The sequence below is a fragment of the Methanolobus sp. genome (assembly GCF_030682845.1).
GTDB lineage: Archaea > Halobacteriota > Methanosarcinia > Methanosarcinales > Methanosarcinaceae > Methanolobus.
The window spans coordinates 1-18,482 of the sequence record NZ_JAUXNK010000095.1 but is presented as its reverse complement, the minus strand read 5'-3'; the positions used below and the strand labels follow the sequence as shown (position 1 = coordinate 18,482).

The 18,482-nt window shown below is 46.4% G+C and carries 14 protein-coding genes; 4 read left to right on the top strand and 10 right to left on the bottom strand.

The features are described from left to right. Positions 1–232: 232 nt before the first annotated feature. The gene (locus tag Q8J68_RS12890; protein WP_305311923.1) at positions 233–1,081 is read right to left on the bottom strand and encodes a site-specific integrase; all 849 of its coding nucleotides are present in this window, start codon (positions 1,079–1,081) and stop codon (positions 233–235) included. 107 nt (positions 1,082–1,188) lie between these two features. Here Q8J68_RS12890 and Q8J68_RS12885 point away from each other — a divergent pair, with 107 nt between their 5' ends. After that, a complete protein-coding gene (locus Q8J68_RS12885; protein WP_370867649.1) occupies positions 1,189–1,617 on the top strand; it encodes a type IV pilin in 429 nt (142 codons plus the stop codon). Between the two features lie 409 nt (positions 1,618–2,026). Here the strand turns inward: Q8J68_RS12885 and Q8J68_RS12880 are convergent, their stop codons facing one another. Then, the gene (locus tag Q8J68_RS12880) at positions 2,027–3,322 is read right to left on the bottom strand and encodes a Fic family protein (RefSeq protein WP_305311922.1); all 1,296 of its coding nucleotides are present in this window, start codon (positions 3,320–3,322) and stop codon (positions 2,027–2,029) included. A 421-nt stretch (positions 3,323–3,743) separates the two neighbouring features. Between Q8J68_RS12880 and Q8J68_RS12875 the strand changes: the two genes are divergently transcribed. From Q8J68_RS12875 to Q8J68_RS12865, 3 genes are all read left to right on the top strand, one after another. Beyond that, positions 3,744–3,989 carry a hypothetical protein gene (locus Q8J68_RS12875; RefSeq protein ID WP_305311921.1) on the top strand — a complete coding sequence of 82 codons (246 nt, stop codon included), beginning with the start codon at positions 3,744–3,746 and terminating at the stop codon, positions 3,987–3,989. 252 nt (positions 3,990–4,241) lie between these two features. After that, complete coding sequence (locus Q8J68_RS12870) at positions 4,242–4,574, top strand: DUF4870 domain-containing protein (RefSeq protein ID WP_305311920.1); 333 nt, start codon at positions 4,242–4,244, stop codon at positions 4,572–4,574. A gap of 309 nt (positions 4,575–4,883) precedes the next feature. Further along, a complete protein-coding gene (locus Q8J68_RS12865; protein WP_305311919.1) occupies positions 4,884–5,462 on the top strand; it encodes a hypothetical protein in 579 nt (192 codons plus the stop codon). Between the two features lie 202 nt (positions 5,463–5,664). Here Q8J68_RS12865 and Q8J68_RS12860 read toward each other — a convergent pair whose 3' ends face one another. The 8 genes from Q8J68_RS12860 to Q8J68_RS12825 all read right to left on the bottom strand — a co-directional run bounded on the left by Q8J68_RS12860 (position 5,665) and on the right by Q8J68_RS12825 (position 18,173). Then, entirely contained in the window at positions 5,665–8,433 is a 2,769-nt protein-coding gene (locus Q8J68_RS12860; protein WP_305311918.1) for a FlaD/FlaE family flagellar protein, read from the bottom strand. A 628-nt stretch (positions 8,434–9,061) separates the two neighbouring features. Beyond that, positions 9,062–10,234, bottom strand: a complete 1,173-nt coding sequence (thiI, locus tag Q8J68_RS12855; RefSeq protein WP_305311917.1) for a tRNA uracil 4-sulfurtransferase ThiI — start codon at positions 10,232–10,234, stop codon at positions 9,062–9,064. Between the two features lie 48 nt (positions 10,235–10,282). Next, complete coding sequence (locus tag Q8J68_RS12850; RefSeq protein ID WP_305311916.1) at positions 10,283–10,585, bottom strand: acylphosphatase; 303 nt, start codon at positions 10,583–10,585, stop codon at positions 10,283–10,285. A 21-nt stretch (positions 10,586–10,606) separates the two neighbouring features. Further along, complete coding sequence (locus tag Q8J68_RS12845; RefSeq protein ID WP_305311915.1) at positions 10,607–12,520, bottom strand: threonine--tRNA ligase; 1,914 nt, start codon at positions 12,518–12,520, stop codon at positions 10,607–10,609. Between the two features lie 110 nt (positions 12,521–12,630). Beyond that, positions 12,631–13,722: an AI-2E family transporter gene (locus Q8J68_RS12840; protein WP_305311914.1), complete on the bottom strand. Its 1,092-nt coding sequence runs from the start codon at positions 13,720–13,722 to the stop codon at positions 12,631–12,633. A gap of 128 nt (positions 13,723–13,850) precedes the next feature. Then, positions 13,851–15,845 carry a phosphoadenosine phosphosulfate reductase family protein gene (locus tag Q8J68_RS12835; protein WP_305311913.1) on the bottom strand — a complete coding sequence of 665 codons (1,995 nt, stop codon included), beginning with the start codon at positions 15,843–15,845 and terminating at the stop codon, positions 13,851–13,853. A gap of 112 nt (positions 15,846–15,957) precedes the next feature. After that, entirely contained in the window at positions 15,958–17,331 is a 1,374-nt protein-coding gene (gene gltA, locus Q8J68_RS12830; RefSeq protein WP_305311912.1) for an NADPH-dependent glutamate synthase, read from the bottom strand. Then, a complete protein-coding gene (locus Q8J68_RS12825) occupies positions 17,331–18,173 on the bottom strand; it encodes a sulfide/dihydroorotate dehydrogenase-like FAD/NAD-binding protein (RefSeq protein ID WP_305311911.1) in 843 nt (280 codons plus the stop codon). The genes gltA and Q8J68_RS12825 overlap by 1 nt, the downstream gene beginning before the upstream one ends. Positions 18,174–18,482 lie beyond the last annotated feature (309 nt).

Here is an 18,482-nt window from a genome sequence, read left to right as displayed (position 1 = left end):
TCCTATCTTGATAACCTCTGTAAGATCGAGGGTTTAATCCTATACCCATCTTTGAGGGGTTTCAAATACTTTATTAAAATATGTCTTTTTAATATAAAGCCAAATAGAAATTGCCTTTTGCGAAAAATATCATTTAATGTTACCTTTCTTGAATACCAATACTTGAAATCCTCTAGATTATGCCGCAACTCAGGAAAGGTGGCCCAAAAAGTAGTACACATTAAGACAAGATTCATCTAAATATCGTTTTTATCTTATCCTCTAAATCAACTCCACCACTTTTGGATACTTTGAAATTTAGACCACATGCCGGACATTGTAGTTTCATACAATCGTGTTTCCTGCCAAACACCTTATCATACGCTTTTTGCCGGTCTATGATCGCGAATTGTAGATATATTGCAGTGGTACCCATATCAGTATGCCCCAATTGCTGCTGAAGTGTCCTAATGTCCATTCCTTGTTGGATACAATATATAGCATGACCGTGCCTGAACTTATGGGCACTCAGCCAAGGCATCTCTACAATATCACGTAATGTATTGATTAACACTTTTGCCCCATTCTCATTAATGCTGATGATTTTGTCATTTGGGCGCAGAGCATATCGCTCTATGTGCATCTTCAATAATTCAAGTGTTTCAGTATCAACAATGACAGTTCGGGGTTTGAGTTCATCGGACTTGACATTTTTTCCATATACTGCAATTATCCTGTCCTTGAAAACAATATCCTTCACCCTGATTCCATGATGTGCTTTTTGTACGTATGCAGCCAAGTATTTGCATCCACTATCGATACATGTCTTATCGTCCCTTGATATCGCCCACTTTGGACAATTACCCTTACGTTTTTTGAACCCGGGATATAGACACTGTGTGAAAATACGCTGATTGCTTCCGACAATTTCAGATATACGGGCACCCGTAAAAAATAGCAATCGTATGAGCAATGGATATTCACCATCACGTGCTTTTTTCCTTATCGCATACCCTTCATAGTCACGTGCCGCACTTTCAAGTTTCAAGAAATCTTCATATTTGACATACGCACTCAAATTTTTCATCGAATCTGATACCATACACTCACCCACAAGGGCGACGATAGAGAAAGAAAGTATATGCTACCTCTAAACCACAAAAGGAACAGGAAGAGGATGCAGTATCCCCGGTCATCGGCGTAATCCTGATGGTCGCAATTACTGTCATTCTCGCTGCAGTAATCGCAGCATTTGTTTTCGGCATGGGACCACCAGAGCAGGCACCGCAGGCGAGCCTGAGAGCGAGCGCAACCACTGTTACTGCTACTGCAACAGATTACACCGGAATCAAGCTGGAACACCAAGGCGGTGACCAAATAGTATTGGATAGTGCCACAACCAAGATTGTTGTGGATGGCACAACTGTTACATATGGTTCTGCTGACGCTGACTTTGATGCTGGAGAAACTGTTTACATCATTAACACCTCTACTGCAGGCGTAATGTACGTAGATGCAACCAAAACAAACGCAACTGCCACAGGTTCTGCGATGGGTTCAACAGGTGACACAGTCAACGTCAAGATAATTGACACCGCAAGCCAGCAGATGATTGCAGACATGAACGTCAGGTTCTAAATATAATCTTTATGACGCCTCGTGCGTCATTTTTCTCTTTTTTACCTAACTCCAGAGAGTGCCGCAACTTGGTTTATTTTGCGTATGGCATAGCAGCAATGGCGTGTCTTAGATATCCAGGTGGTCTTATCATCCTTAACTTGCAATTGTTAGATCGCTCTTATTGGTATTTTCAGACACGGATTAACACGGGATTTACACGGATCTCATTTTTTGCGGGGTTCTAAAATCCAATGTCTTTGCAAATCCGTGTTAATCCTGTAAATCCGTGTCTAGGCAGTTGTTTGAAAAACAGATAGTCTTAATAAAAAAAATGAATGAACTTTTAAATAAAAATTCTAATTGGATAAACTCAGAGAGAGTTTACTACCAATCCGGTACAAATTGGTAGTTATTGGTATTCAATTCCTCATTTAACTCCTTTATACCTGTACATATAACTTTTACCTCTTTCTATTCTCTCCACATATCCCAGTTTGACGAGATGTTGCATATCGTTCCTTGCGGTATCATAGGCAACATTATACTTCCCTTTGATCTCAGCAATTGAGAAATACCTGTCAGGTTCTTTTAGCAGGTTCTTGAGTATGTCGGCCTGTCTGAGATTCAGGTTCTCAGAGGTTTCGATGATGTGCATTGTATCATAATTCTCCTGCTTTTTGAGAGCGATATACTCTTCGAGATCCTTCAATGCCTTTTCTATTGCTGAGAGGTTGTAGTTTATGAAGTAGGTAAGGTCGTTCTCATCGGTTTCCGTATACAGATAAGCCAGTGAATAACTTGTTTTGGACCGCAGCAGTATCCTGGATATTGGCATGTACTCAAAGAGCCAGTAGCCACGGCTGAGCATGTACCAGTAGAAGATCGACCTTGCAGACCGCCCATTACCATCGGTGAAGGGGTGGACATAACCTATCAGGAAGTGGAGTATAATGCCTTTGATAAGAGGATGGATGAAATCCTCTTCATCGTTGCTGGCGAACCTGCAGAACTCTTCCATGAGAGAGGGAATTTTCTGGTAGTCAGGCGGGATATGATATACTTTGTTACCATCCTGTGGGTCAGCCACGACAATCTCGTTGTTGTCCCTGAACTTGCCTTCATGTTCGGGACCTTCAAGCGTGTCGTGTGTGATCTCCCTGTGGATCTCAAGCAGTGTTTCCACATCAATGGACTTTGTTTTCATCTGTGCTATCCTGCACATTGTCTGATAGCCATTGATGATCATCTTTTCAGAGTAGTCCCTGGGTTTTCGTTCCTGACGCAGCATTTTCTTGGCTGCTTCCCGTGTGGTTGCGGCTCCTTCCAGCTGGCTTGATGCGATGGCTTCTTCCATAAGCGAATTAACAATGTACCGCTTCCTGTCTGCTACACTCACACCCCCTGGCCCGCTTTCAAGATATCCGGCGCCTTTTGTGTCCAGCAGGTGCAATCTCCTGAGCGTATCTCCGGATAAGACATACCGGAAGGTCCACTCTCCAAACTCAACACGCTTGGCTTGCAATGTCCTTGCGCTTTTGATCAAAGCCCAGAGCTTTTCAGCCTCCACAGGCAGTTTGCGGTGCCGGAGCTCTTCCCAATGTACATATTCCCGGTTGTACTTTGCAACCAGATCCTGCATCTGCGGATCAACGAACATAAGGAGCAACTCAGGATTCCTCCTGACTATCTCCCACATATCCGGTGCTTTCTGTGGAATCTTCATACCTACCAATCCGTTCCTTTTTGGTAGATATTGGTAGTTATTGGAATAAAAGAGTTACTGCCAATTTGGTAGATATTGGTAGATATTGGTACCGCCGAGATTCATACTACTTCAGACTCTGACCAGCCCAGGCTTTAATCCCAGCCGGTCCTGAAATTCCTTAGGTAGTCATTCCAGTACTCGACAAGTAGATCCACTAATTGCCTTCCATTGATAAGCCCAATGCGAAGGAAGCCTGTTTACATCGCAATATCTGCTGCACTGCTCTGCAAAATCTGCAGTGGTGATGAATGCTCCCTGACCACCAGAACAGGCACCGCAGGCGAGCATCAGGGCGAGCGCTGAGACTGTTGACACCAACAAGACAATCAAGCTGGAACATCAGGGTGGAGACAACTTCTATCTGAGCAATGCCATAATAGTGGCTGATGGAACGGCTGTCGCAACTATTGCACCCGCAGCGGATTATGAGTTTACAGCAGATAGCACGATATATCTGTACAATGATACCAGCAATGCTACTCTCAAAGTAGGCTTAAACAGTCACGTGGAAGCTGTCGATGCTGCTAAACTTGAAGTTGTCGCAGCTGTAACTGAAACAGTTAACGTCAAGATAATTGACGTCGCAAGCCAGCAGATGATTGCAGACATGAACGTCAGGTTCTAAACCTAAACACATGACGCCTCGTGCGTCATTCTTTTCTCTTTTTTACAAAAGCGTCAACAATTAAAAAGTTGCTTTTGGTATTGAATAACCTGAGTATGCGCATTAGAATCTAAGATAGGTATAAATAGTTTCTTAATAGAATATACATTTGTATATTATTAAGATTTGTCGTTGCAATCCGTATTGGAGATATTTTCCATTACAAGGATCTGTGCTGACGATTATAGATATTTATATGGAGAGTTATGAAAAATGAGCGATACTAAGATAGGTTTAGCTGAAAATTTATCCGGAGTAGTAGCCTACGTTCTGGGATTTATTACCGGCATAGTTTTATTGGTTATTGAGAAGGAAAACAAATTTGTACGTTTCCATGCAGCGCAGTCTACTGTCGTGTTTGGTGGCCTGTTCATAATAAGCATTGTTTTGGGATTTATACCAGTTATCGGCTGGTTAATAGCATTACTTTTGCCATTTGTTGGTTTTGTACTGTGGATATACCTGATGTTCATGGCCTACAAAGGTAACATGTACAGATTACCAGTTGTTGCAGACTTTGCTGACAAATTAGAAAATGCGTTATAAAATGGATTATAGATGAAACCTGCTTTGGGCAGGATGATGATCACATCATATCTGCCTGAACAAAGGTTTATCTGAAACATTCCTTTTTTCAAAGATGTTTTTTCCAGAGTTGTATTTGCTTTTATGAAAAAGATTTGAACCACTGCCTTAAAAGAGTTCATTTTGAATGTTGACAGGCACCCCTGTGGTAAATAGAATTGCTTTAACTCCATTTAGATAGCTTTTTTCATGCATATTTGTAAATATTAAATAAGTATATATACCGGATAGAACAGACTATTTATATAACCAATCAAAGGATGTGGTTTTGTGAATTATGAAGGTTTGTTAAAAGATTCCTGGAATTTCCAGAAAGACAATATAGTAGTTTATGCAGTTGCAACGCTGATAGCGTTTGTTGGTTCGATATTTATAGTCACCATAGCCCCTCTGTATTATGGGCTTGTGCACATGGCAGTAAAGGGCGCACGGTCCCAGCCTGTGGAGATCAATGACGTTTTTGAAGGGTTCAGGAACGGCAATTTCGTCAGAAGCTGGATATATATGATAATATACCTGATAGTTGTAGGAATAGCCGGCCAGATAGCTTCTATCCTGAGCACCATCGTAGGAATCATATTTATCTTTGGTATGCCCCTGCTTGTGCTCAAGGGATACAGTGGCGTAGACGCCGTAAAAGAGACGTTTGAACTTGTAAAGACAAATCCGGTAGAAAGCCTAGTACTCTACATAATCATAGCTGTGCTGAATGTGATCGGAGTAATAGCACTTGGTATCGGCCTGCTTATAACAGCACCACTTTCCATGATATTCCTTGTAAGGGCAACCATGGAAGTGTCAGGGACGACCGCTCTGAGCGAAGATGTCTCTGCAACGACAGTTGCATAAGAAAGTGAAAAGTAGAATTGATAGAAAATAGTTTGCAAGTCACGGGATTTGCAAACAAGCTTTTTTTACGTAATTTCTTTGGATTCTTAACGCTGCATTGCCTCCAGAGGATACGCAAACTTGTTGATGCGATTAACTACAGGACGAGAGATATAGCTCAAATACGTGGAACTCAGATATGCCACTTCATAAAAAAGAAAGTTCAAATCCCGTATATCTCAGTACCCTTCTTAACCCTCTCGACATCCCTATCAATTACCGAAAGCCGGTTCTTGTCCACCTTCAGTCCTGCAAGGCTCTCTATGAACCAGATGGATTTGACGTGGTCATCAGGTGTGAGCTTCCAGTCAGGTTTTTCCATGTAGAAGTCGATGCCCTCGGCATATTGCATCAGCTCGGACCTGACCTGTTCGGTGAGCCAGCCAAGCTCCTCATAGTACGAAAGAATCTCAGAAAGATTGTTCCTTCCCACAAGACCCATAAGGAACTCAAGCCATTCCATACAGAGCTTCATGTTGGATGAGTTCTTGGTTATGCTGGAGAGGTGGACGCTCTGACCATATCCTTTATAGCTGCGGGCTCCGACCTTTTTCAGTTCTGAATCGACATACTCGGTAAGAAGGCTGAGATCTTCCCGGATTTTGGTGTTATTGAGCTCCGAAACCTCTTTGAAATCCCTCAGGTCACCGGATGTTGTTCCCAGTCCGTCCATCAGAGAGGATATCGACTTCGCAAGCTCCATTGACATGGACTGTGATTCACCATGAGCTTTCTCTACACTGCGCAGGCGGTCCTCCATAGGAGATAAATTCGCGATAGCACCCTCAAGCCGTGAGAACCTTGCATCAGCCTCCTGTGAGGATTCATGCATCTGCACCAGCAGGGCAGTATAGGAATTGACAAGCTCCGAAATACCCTCTTCGATCCTTGCCAGCTCAGCCCTGATACCAGAGTTCTCGGAAAGCACACTTATAAGCCCGTTTTCAAGAGAAACGACCTTCTCATCCAGGGAACCCAGCTTATTGACAGTATCTGCCAGGTGCTGCTCCCCTTCCTTAAGCCCTGCTACCATGGAGCCAAGCTTTTCCACATCCGATGAAAGGCCAAACACATTGCCATCAATATCTGCAAAGCGCCTTAGTGCGTTCCCCATTTCCTCCTTCATGTCCCGTATCTCAGATGAAAGTGCTTCTATCTGTCCATGCCCATCCCCGGAGAGCACATCAAGCGGGGACATACCCGGACATCCCTTAGCCGAACGTTCCCTGTCCAAAGATAAAGGCTCAAAGTCATCTTTTTTCACAGATATGATATTCTTCAACTCATCATCAGGACCAGGAACACACTCCTGCGGACCTTCATCCGGGGAAAGATCTATCCGGTCCTCTTCCCTTAATTCCATCAGAGGTGCTGCTATTGGGGTAACCTTTCTTATGCCCTCATGATCAGGAGTTGTGAAAGGCTCCTCCACCACCTTCCCGACATCATTCCCTTCCATATCAAAAGGATTCACATATCCTGTGGAACTTGTAACATTGCAAGGTGCATCAGCAGCAACAGGTGGTTCTTTATCTAAAAAGGGATTTGCCTGCGCAGCGTGTGGTGCAAAAGGCATCTGAACGTCTGGAATATCTGCAGGGACAGGTTCGTCCTTTATCTCTTCCATTCTTTCGATCAGGCTTTTTCCCATAACAACGCCCTTGAACAGTGACTTCACCGCACTTGTGGCACTATCGAGATTCTTCAGGAGGACATCCATCTTTAATAGGGGATTCCTGGAAGGCTTCGGTCCGGGAGGAAAAGGCACCTGACCCGGGAAAGCATTACCTGACGGTTGTGTACCTCCTGTAAACGGATCGAACGGGGAGGATGGAGTGCCAGAAAACGGATCTCCACCAGATGGCGGTGCAAAAGGGTTTGAAGACTGCTGTGCAGGTCCAGGGAACGGACTGGAAGAAGGCTGTCCCTGGTCGATAAACGGATTGACCGGAGGCCTGGCCTGGCCCTGCAAGGGAGGAACAGGCGGTTGCATCTGGCCGGCAAAGGGATCTGCCCCGAAGTCTGACGCTCCTGGAAGCGGACTTTGCTGCTGCACATGTAAAGGAGAATTACTGCCGGCTGCTTGAGACTGCAAAGGATCTTCTGTCGGGGTTACAAAACCCTTGAAAGGATCAGGGGAAGGAGCCACATAGTCAGGCAGTGAGTCACTGAATGGGGAAAAGGGATTCCCGGGAAGATTTCCCGGAAATGAAAACGATGCATGAGATCGTTCTTCCTTGGATTCCGTCGGTCCGGCAGAGAATGGGAAAACAGGCGATCCTGCAGTACCCACATCAGGCAGACCGGGGATTTTAGTATCCTGTACTTCTTCGTCCGGGAGCTGCAGTTTGAAGAGGGGAGGAGGAGATCTTTTACCTGCCTTGGGAGGAGACATGGTATTTGAGGTACCCGTCGGAGGAACTTTGGCATCCCTGAAAGGAAGCTGGCCGGTGCCTGGTGTGCCTTGTAACGGAGGCATATCTGAGCTCTTCTCCGCAGCCCCTGTATTCAGGGATTGCAGGAAAGGGATGTCTCCGGAAGGAGAGAAACCCGGGAATAATTGCGAAGAGAGTTGAGGGGAGAATGATGGATTGAATGACGGTTTCAACTCTCCGGCAGCCCCGGGGTTGTTTGGTGGTTTATTGAACATCCCGGAGAGATCGTTAAAATTATCAAAATTTGGAGGTGCGAACGGGGCTGGCTGCCCCTGAGGCTTGTTCTCAAAAGATGGCATCTCGATCTTGATCTCTTCCATAGGCATCCCGGAGAATGCACTGGCGAGAATATTAGGGATAGAATTTGCATTCGAAGGAATAGATTCGCCCGGTCCGCCCCTGCCTGTCAGGAAGGCAGGCAGTTCTGGAGCAGACTGCACAGCATTGGGGGATTTATTGTCAGAGCCTTTTTTGATATCCCATGGGAATTCAGTCATAGAAACCAGCCATATAATAGAAATGGATTAATATATATGCATTAATATTATACGATTCGTTTTTATATAAAATTTGCTCTTGGCATTTTCAGTACAAGCAAGACCAATTCCGGAACAATGGGCTGAAGAAGAAGTTATCGTAAAACTGTATCCAACGGGAGAAAAGCTATCAGAACTCTCACATTTTATTTGAATTTTGAGAAGAGTTTAGGCGCACGGGAATAATTGAGGGAATGGACGAGAGATAACGGATGAAATTTGTGCTAAAATTCATTGTTGTGGGGTTTGTGCGCCTAAATGTGCATTAGAAATAAAGATATATAAATCTTACCAAGCACTTCCTAAAGCAAAAAACATGATGAGCCGATGATGAAATGGTCTTTTAAAGATGATATAAATTATTGAGTTCTCACAGTAATATATTATTTATACATACTAATTTCCACTTGATAAAATAAGGCTTATAGAAACCAGGAACGAGAAATGAGTATAGAAAGGACAAATCATAATAGGTGACCACAGAGAACACTGAGTTCACACAGAACTATTACGATGCTCTTCTGAGATGTCACTATTTTCAAAAAAGTAAGGAAAGGTCTTGAGAGACCATGCACATTCTACATAGATATTACACTTTGGAGATCTTGGCATTTGCAACAGAATAGCGTACCAGGTCTTCAATAGCCACTTTACCTTCTTCAAGAGGAAGGGATGCAAACTTGGCTTTGACCTCAGGGTGCTGAGGGACCGCCCCACAACTTGCTGCCGGCCTTATAGAAATATCATAAGTCCCGATCTTCTTTGCGATGTTAATGATCTCATCCTTATCAAGACCGATCAGCGGATGATAGAGAGGAGCGCAAAGGCCAAAGACCTCAGCATGCATATTAGCTGCTGTCTGGGAAGCAACCTGTCCAAGAGAAGAACCGGTAATGATACCTGATGCATTTTCTATATTCATGATCTCAAGCGCGATCCTGTACATGGTGCGCTTACACAGCACGCAGGTCTTCGCACGATCACAATTATCGATGAAAGCCCCCAGGTTCTGGCCGTTTGGGACCTCATAGACCTTGAAGGGACGCCCGGGACACCATTTCTGGAGCTGGTTGATGCAATCCATAGTGCGTTGTCTCGCACGCTCATCACTGTATGGCTCATTGTTGCAGTAGACAGGGATCACTTCCACACCCCTCTTCATCAGCATCCATGTCGCTACAGGAGAGTCGATACCTCCGGATACAAGAGATACCATCTTGCCCTGGGTGCCAAGGGGCAGCCCACCCACCCCATGCACATGCTGAGTGAATACATAGGCATGCTTCTGCCTCATCTCAACAAATATTTCCCGATCCGGATTACTCAGGTCCACAGAGGGAGTCGTGCCCTTAGATTCAAGCATTGTCCATACTGCATCACCGCATTTTATTCCCAGCTCCTGTGAGGAGAAATCGTGATTTCCGGTGCGTCTTGTACGGATAGCGAATGATTCCCCTTCCAGGATAAAGCCATCAGCAATTTCTGCGCACATTTTAGAAGCAGCCTCAATGCTTGCTTCAGTTGTCCTGGCAGGAGAGGTGGAAACTACACCAAAGACATCTGCCACTATCCTTGATGTGTTAAGATCAGTACCATGGATGAATACCCGGCCCCATTCACGACTTATACCTGAATAGGATACCCCATACTGCCTGAGCATTGCCTCGATATTGCTCATCAAGGTCTTTTCATACCAGTTCCTGACACTGCTGCTCTTGAGGGCAAGCTCACCATATCTGACAATGACTACATCGTTCATCATGCGCATCAATCCAAAGCATATTAATTAAACTTAATCCAGGCCATGGGCCTATCTCTTTATCCTGAAGTCAGGGAATTCGCCCGAAGGAGAGGACCAGATGATATCCAGACCAGCCACATCGGCAAAAGCAGGTCCCTCATGAAGCAGGCTTATCAGTTCCTCAATAGCTGCACGTGAACCTTCAGCCACTATCTCGACCCGGCCGTCAGGCAGGTTGCGGGCAAACCCCGCCAGCCCGAGTCTGATTGCATTTTCCTGCGCAAACTTGCGATAATAGACTCCCTGAACTTTCCCAGAAGCTATGACAGTAGCAGAAGCAAGCGCCTCTGCATTCGTATTTTCATCCTGCATATTATTCTATTTGTGTGCGGATTATAAGAACTTTGGCCTTACGGACAGCATCTTTGCCAGAGGCAGACCCTTGTAAGGCATGCCTTCTGTCTCGGAAAGTATCCGGGCATTGAGCTGTTCAGCTGTCATTTCGACCTTCTTTGGCTTCTCAGGCTGGGACTCCGCCCGGATGGTCACGTTGATGTTGCCAGTCTCAGCCTCCTTGTCACCTATAACGACGACGTATGGTATCCATTCACGGGCAGCCTCACGCACCTTCTTTCCTACAGTATCCTCGCGGTCATCGATGTCAACGCGGCACTGGAGCTGATCTGCGATCTGCTGAGCGAATTCCATGTGTTTATCAGATATGGGTATCACCCTTACCTGCGTCGGCGATAGCCATACCGGGAGCATGGGCACTCCGCCATTCTCAGTCCTCATGGCCTCTTTCTCCAGGAGACCGTATATGCAGCGCTCAATAGCCCCGCTTGGGGAGCAGTGCAGTATGACCGGCTTCTTTGCCACGCCGTCGGTGTCGATATAGTTGATGCCATACCTTTCGGCATTTTCCACATCTATCTGTACAGTCGAGAGAGCACTTGCCTTTGCCAGTGCATCAACGAAGTTGAACTCGAACTTGAGCACGAAATAGAAGAACCTCGTGTCCCACATCTCCACAAGGACAGGCTTTTTGACAGTCTTTGCCAGATTCGTGATAAAGTCCTTGTTATCATTATAGAAGTCCCTGGTAAATCTAACAGCAACCTCAAAATCATCGACCTTGATGCCAACTTTATCCAGGACGGATATGCACATATTATACTGCGCATCGAACTGCTCCACAGCCTGCTGCATATCTGTGCAAAGGCTGTGCATGTCAGGCATGGTGAATGCACGCAGACGCCGGAGCCCGACAAGTTCCCCGCGCTGCTCCTTGCGGAAACTGTACCTGGTCATCTCGATCATCTTCAGTGGCAGGCTCTTGTAGGAAATGGTCATGTCATGGTTCATGAGAAACTGCCCAAAACATGCCGCAAACCTGAGGAACATATGCCTCTTATCAGATTCTATTGAATACTGTCTTGCAGGGAACCTGTCAAGGTACTTCTTCAGTGTCGGATGCTCCATATCATACATCAGGGGAGTTTCCACCTCCATTGCACCGACCTTATAGGATTCTTCCAGTACGAAGTTCTCAAGCAGGGATTTTATCAGCCGTCCCTTGGGATAAAAACGCATATTGCCGGAATCCGAACCTGGCTCATAGTCCGCAATCTCCAGCCTGCGCATCAGCTCCACGTGAGGCGGAGCTCTTTCAACTGCCCTCTGCTTTGATATCTCATAGTTAACGAACTTTTTCAGGTTCTCGTGCCCGGTGAAGTCGAAGTCTTCTGTACTGTGCAGCTGGCCGTCAGGTGTCAGTATATGCCAGTATGACTTGGCAGTGCTCTCGGCTTTCAATGCCTCGGATACGACCTCTTCTTTCTCTTCCGGGATGCACACTACAGGTTCTGCGCAAACCGCAGGCTTGCCTTGCGGGACTATCGAGCGGGAGAGCTCTGAGAGAGGATGACCCTTACAGCTGATCCTGAAAGCCTTGTACCATCCAAATGGTGCCCTCTTAACATTATAGTCACCGGATAACGCTTTCTCAACGCCCTTGAGGACAGCGACAGCAACTTTAGGTGAGGAAAGATCCGAACTCAGATGAGCATAAGGATAAAGCATGACATTGGCAGCCTTTACCTGGCCTGCCACATTCCTGATCTCGCCCACTGCCTTGTTAATGATATCGTCAACATCGGATTCGTCGGCTTTTTCTACTGCCATGAAGGCTGTCAGAGCCTCCTCCAGCCTTCCGGTCCTGAATGACTCTTCTATTTCCTCCGCGACGGGAGTACTTTTTTTTACTTCATATTCGATATAATCAGAATGGATCAATAATAGTTGCATTGGTTCACCTTTGAGATAATGCTAACCTAATTATAGCAGGTCCTTATTAATCTTTTTCAGTTCTATCCGGAACGGAAACCCACCATATAAACTGCAAAGGATAATTGCCCTTATTCGGGCACATTCTCTTCAATTGCAACAGGCTCCTTGCCAGGAGACAGGTATGCATATGACACATCATTCCTGTACACCCTGTAAGCTGCTATTAGTGCACCAAGCAGTATAGGTGCCGCAAAGAATCCTCCAATCCCACCCACAAATGCCCCTCCAAGGAATGTAAGGAGAATCAAAAGAGGGTGTACCTGAGATTTTATACCTGAAAGGTAGGGACGCAGGAAAAGCTCAGGCGGTACATAGATAACTATAGATGATACCACAAAGAAAATGATAGCACTCTCTGAACCATACTCAAAGTAGCGATATGCCGAGATTGCCAGCAGTACCGTGTAACCAGCAAACATGGGAATGACAGACGCCAGGAAAATGAGTGCAGATAATGCGAGTATATTAGAGAGCCCGAATGCGTAGAATACTATTACTGCCAGGATACTTACGATCAGTGCTGCTGCAGCGTTACCGATGAAAACACCCTGAAGAATGACGTCAAGATGCTGAAAATACCTGATTACGGAAGCTTTGCTGTCGTCAGGGAAAATATCCACGACAGCGCCATATAGCCTGTGCCCGTCAGCAAGGAGGAAGTAGCACACAAACACAGCAACCACAAGATTGAGGCCAAACATTATAATGTCAAAAGCATATGAAAATACACCCGCATTGCTTATTATGGGGAGAAAGGAGGTTGAAATGTTCCAGATAAACTGGTTCACATCATCCCCGTAACCTGCCGGGATATTTATTGTCCTTGAATAATCGAACAAAGCATTGAGCACGTAGGCCTGGTTCTCAAATATCCAAGCTATCTTACGGACAACCTCCAGCAGGCCCCAACCTATAATAAAGACCACAGGCACGACGATGGACATTGTTGCTACAAAGGCACCTATTCTGGGAAACCTGTTCATTTTAAGGAATATAGGTCTTGATATGTATGCAAACACAAGCCCAAGGATAATACCGTCGGCAAGAGGGAGGAATATGACTACCTGAAGAATTAAAAGCAACAGGACTGCTGCTACCGCTGCAATCCTCCACTTTGAATCAAGTATGCGGGATACCCCGTCCTGTTGAGTTTGAACCATTTTTATCAGCCATAATTAAAAGTAAATATTGAAGGTGTAATATAATACTTGGAGTATTAATAATTCACGATGATGAAGTTATGAGCGTAAAATGACGATTATCACACCGCATACTTCGCTCATAATCCTCAAAGTTTCATTTTATCAAAATACTTCATTATAACACACGAGCCGGTACATTTACCGCAGTGAATGCAATTCTCATCGATTGCCACCCCGTTTGCACCGTCCAGGCATATTGCTCCTACGGGACAGGCCTTAAGGCATATTCCGCACCCAGTACACTTGTGGTTTCTCAGGAGCTGCCTGGAAACCGCTAAAAAGAGCTTGTCGGCTTCTTCCCTGTCTTCTGCATTCACGACCAGGCTTCCGGAAGAGAACAGTTTCACATTGGAAGAGGAGGTTTTTGCAAGCATAAGCCCCAGCTCTTCTGAAAAAGTGGTGGCACCTATAATGTTTAAGATATTTCCAGCCTTTTTCATGGAGAGACCCTGTATGGCTCCCTCGACAGAGTAACCGCCTGCCCTGCACGGGGATATTCCTGAAGTTACCTCAATCCTGAAAGGAGATGTTTCCTCCCGGCCGGATATGGATATACCCATCTGCTCACAGAGCTTGATCATCTTGGGAGGGAGTTCTTTCCATCGCCACAATCCATGTGTGATGAACTCTTCGGAAAGACCGGTCTTTTCAGCCCAGTCTGACAGGAACCGGTCCCACCTGTCATAAAGCTTTGGATGCAGTTCCCGGAATCGTTGGTATTCGGAGGAAAGCGCTGCTGGACAGAGATAACATCCGACCCTCTCAAAGCCCATGTCATAAAGCGGGTTGTATTTCAGGCCTCTCCAATAGATATACAGCCATATCTCGATAGCTCTCCAGTCCTTCACAGGGAATATGTTCAATTGCCCCGGAACAAATGGGTTCTTTTCGCTGACAGCGATCCTTGCCCTTGAAAATGATTCATGTTTTCTCTTACCGTCAATGGTCAGGCACATAGGAGCTTTTTCCAGGCATTGTTCAATGGCTGCATTTGCCGGGGCAAGCTTGCATATCTTGCAGCACCATCTAAAATCCTTGGCTGGGGGGCCAAAGGTCTCCACATTGTCCCAGAAACTGTCCCCTGCCTTCTTTTCAATAAGCTCTATACTGTTATCAGCACAATATTCATGCACAAAGTCCACAGTTTCCGGGAACTCGATGCCCGTATTGAGGAAGAATGCCTTTACATCCCTGTTCCTCAGAGCACTGCGGGTCAGGTCCAGGACTGCAAGGCTATCCTTTCCACCGCTGAAAGAAACATGCACCGGAAGATCCCGGTAGTCTTTCTGATTTGCTATGCCCTTGATGGTATTGATCGCGTCTTTCCCCAGATTGCGCAGATGCCCGATATTCGCAGCCACAGCATCATCAATAGAAGAAACCTTAGGACTAAGCGAAACGGAATGAGAATCAATTTTGCGCACCCTGACTACGGGACCCTCACAAAAGGGAAGGTCTTGCGCATTACAGTATGAAACACCAAAGCCTGTAAGGGCACCGGACATTATCAGAACGCTGTCACCCGTTTTTATGTCAGGTGACATGCTTTCGACCGCAGAGACATCGACCTTCTTGCCATTAAGATGCCTGCTGCTCTTCCTTAAAGTTACGAGCTTCCCGGATGAATGCCCCAGCAGGATCTTTGCCCCATCGACCATAGGCTCAAAACCGTAGTCCATTAAGTGCATGTCAAAACTCAACACACCAAAGTACAGGCCGTCAACAATTACCTCATCAGTCTTGTCATCACCCGGTATCTTGTTGAGAAGCACAAGGCGCTCCCCTATAGGGTCGCACCCGAAAGACCTCAGAAGATGTTCGTGCAGAACTGATCTTTCATAGGGTGAACAGAACCTTACATCCGCTGGCTGGGATAAAACTATCTTTTGTCCCTCATGCCCGCAGGTGCAGCATCTGGTATCGATGAGCGGGACATTACAAGTTATGCACCAGAAGATGTAGTCCTTCTCATAACTTGCATACCTTGGACTGATCCTGCCCTTTTCCATTGCACCTTTAACGCCTGCAGGAGAACGTTCCTTTCGCTTTGGAGGCTTTCCTGAATATTTATTTTTGTTCATTATAGTCCGGATTTCTATCGTCTGAGTAAAGCCGTAGCCCATCGGTAAAATAGAAGGCATTTAACCCCTTCAGGCCAGATCGAGCCCATGAAGACAGGTTAACTCCGCTAGTTCAGTTATTCACCAGATAATCATTAATAGTTTGGGCTGCAAGCTTGCCGGCTCCCATCGCACTGATGACGGTTGCCGCGCCTGTCACTGCATCCCCTCCCGCACAGACGTTTTCAAGGGATGTCCTTGCGGATTCATCTACGATTATATTGCCACGTGCCCCTACCTTCAGCCCATCTGAGCCGGACAGTATCATCGGATTGGGGGATGTGCCTATGGCAATGATAACAATATCGGCATCGATCACATGCTCAGAACCCTCTTTCACAACAGGGCTCCTGCGCCCGGACTCATCCGGCTCGCCAAGCTCCATCCTGATGCATTCGACACCTTTTACGGTCATGTTCTCACCCTGCAGGATACGGACAGGGTTGGTGAGAAGCCTGAATACTATGCCTTCTTCCTTTGCGTTCTCCACCTCTTCCTTTCTGGCAGGGAGCTCGTCCTCTCCACGGCGATAGACGATACTTACCTCTTCGGCTCCAAGGCGAAGCGCACTGCGCGCAGCATCCATTGCAACATTGCCGCCACCTACCACAATAACTTTCTTGCCTCTCTTGACGGGAGTGCCATGATATGGGAAGAGGTAAGCTTTCATCAGGTTGACCCTTGTGAGGAACTCATTGGCAGAGTAAACGCCATTCAGGTTTTCTCCCTCGATGCCCATGAACTTCGGAAGGCCGGCACCCGTGCCAAGGAAAATTGCATCGAAATCATTCCTCATCTCATCAAGGGTCTTTATCTTCCCGATAACATAGTCGACCTTGAGATCAACACCTAACTGCCTTATGTAATCAACCTCTTCCTGCACGATAGACTTTGGGAGCCTGAACTCGGGTATCCCGTAGGTCAGCACTCCTCCCGTATCATGAAGTGCCTCAAAGATGGTGACAGCATGGCCTGCTTTTGCAAGGTCTGCTGCAGCAGTAAGCCCGGCAGGCCCCGCTCCTATAACAGCCACGCTCCTGCCGCTTGGCTGGGTGCGCACCGGAGGAACTACCCCCTTTTCCCGCTCATGATCAGCGCAGAAGCGCTCAAGCCTGCCGATAGCCACCGGCTCACCCTTCTTTGCAAGCACGCACAACTCTTCACACTGTACCTCCTGAGGGCAGACGCGGCCACATACAGCTGCAAGGGAATTGGTCAGCTTGATGGTGGCGATGGCCTCATCGAAGTTCCCGGTTTTTATCTGTGCAATAAAACCAGGGATATCAATGTTCACGGGGCATCCCTGGACACATTTGGGATTCCTGCACTCAAGGCAGCGTGAAGCTTCAGCGATCGCCTGCTCTTTGGTATACCCCAGCGCCACCTCATCAAAGTTCCGGGCCCTCTCTTTGGCGTCCTGATGAGGCATTGGCTGTCTTGCTGCCATCAGTTACCACCTTTGCATGTGCAGTTATGATTCTCCTGACATTGTGCCTCTTCGCTCCTGTACAGGCCAAGGCGGCTCATAAGCAGATTGAAATCAACTTTATGTGCATCGAACTCTGGACCGTCCACACAGGCGAACTTTGTCTCGCCACCGACAGAGACCCTGCAGCCGCCGCACATGCCGGTGCCGTCTATCATTATCGGGTTCAGGCTGACGATAGTTTCCACACCATATGGAGCTGTCATGCCTGCTGCCACCTTCATCAGGATGGGAGGGCCTATGACAACTATCCTTGCGATCGTCTCGCCGCTGTCAAGGATCTTCTTTGCGACTTCGGTCACAAAGCCATGGTGACCTTTGGAGCCATCATCTGTAGCCACATAAAGTTCATCACTTGCGTCCTGCATCTCATCTTCCAGTATGAGCAGGTCCTTGTTCCTTGCACCAATGATGGATATGACCTTGTTCCCGGCTTCACGATAGGCCCTGACCTGAGGATATACGGGGGCGATTCCAACGCCTCCTCCCACAAGGATGACAGTGCCCAGCTTCCTCACGTCAGCAGGTTTTCCCAGCGGTCCGACAAAATCCTGCAGTACGTCCTCATCAGTCATTTTTGCTAGTTGCTTTGTGGTTTTGCCCATTTCCTGGAAGATAATTGTGACGTAACCTTCGCCTGCATCAAAATCAGCAATTGTAAGAGGGATACGCTCACTGGTTTCATCGATGCGTAAAATAATGAACTGGCCTGCCTTTGCAGCCTTAGCTACATCCGGTGCCAGCACCTTCATCAGATGCACTTGGGGTGCTATCTGCTTCTTTTCAAGGATCTTATATGACATGTGATCACACGGTTATGGATTGATAAATATTGATAGAAATAGTGCATATGATTAGAGTTCTAGTACTTAAGATTTAAGTAGGAGCACTAGGAAATGGACTATGACTTGTCCGTTTATCACGTTTGAGTAAAAAGACCAACATAGTGAACCTCCCCTCCCTGAAGGAAGGGGCTTCCCGTTTCATCGATTCGGGTTATTATGAAAAAATTTATTTGGTTCTTTCCTTTTCCCGTATCTCGAGGGCGTTAGTGTCTATTGACCTTTTATGAAGAACAACAAACACCAATTCCGCTAGTTCCTGTAGCGTAT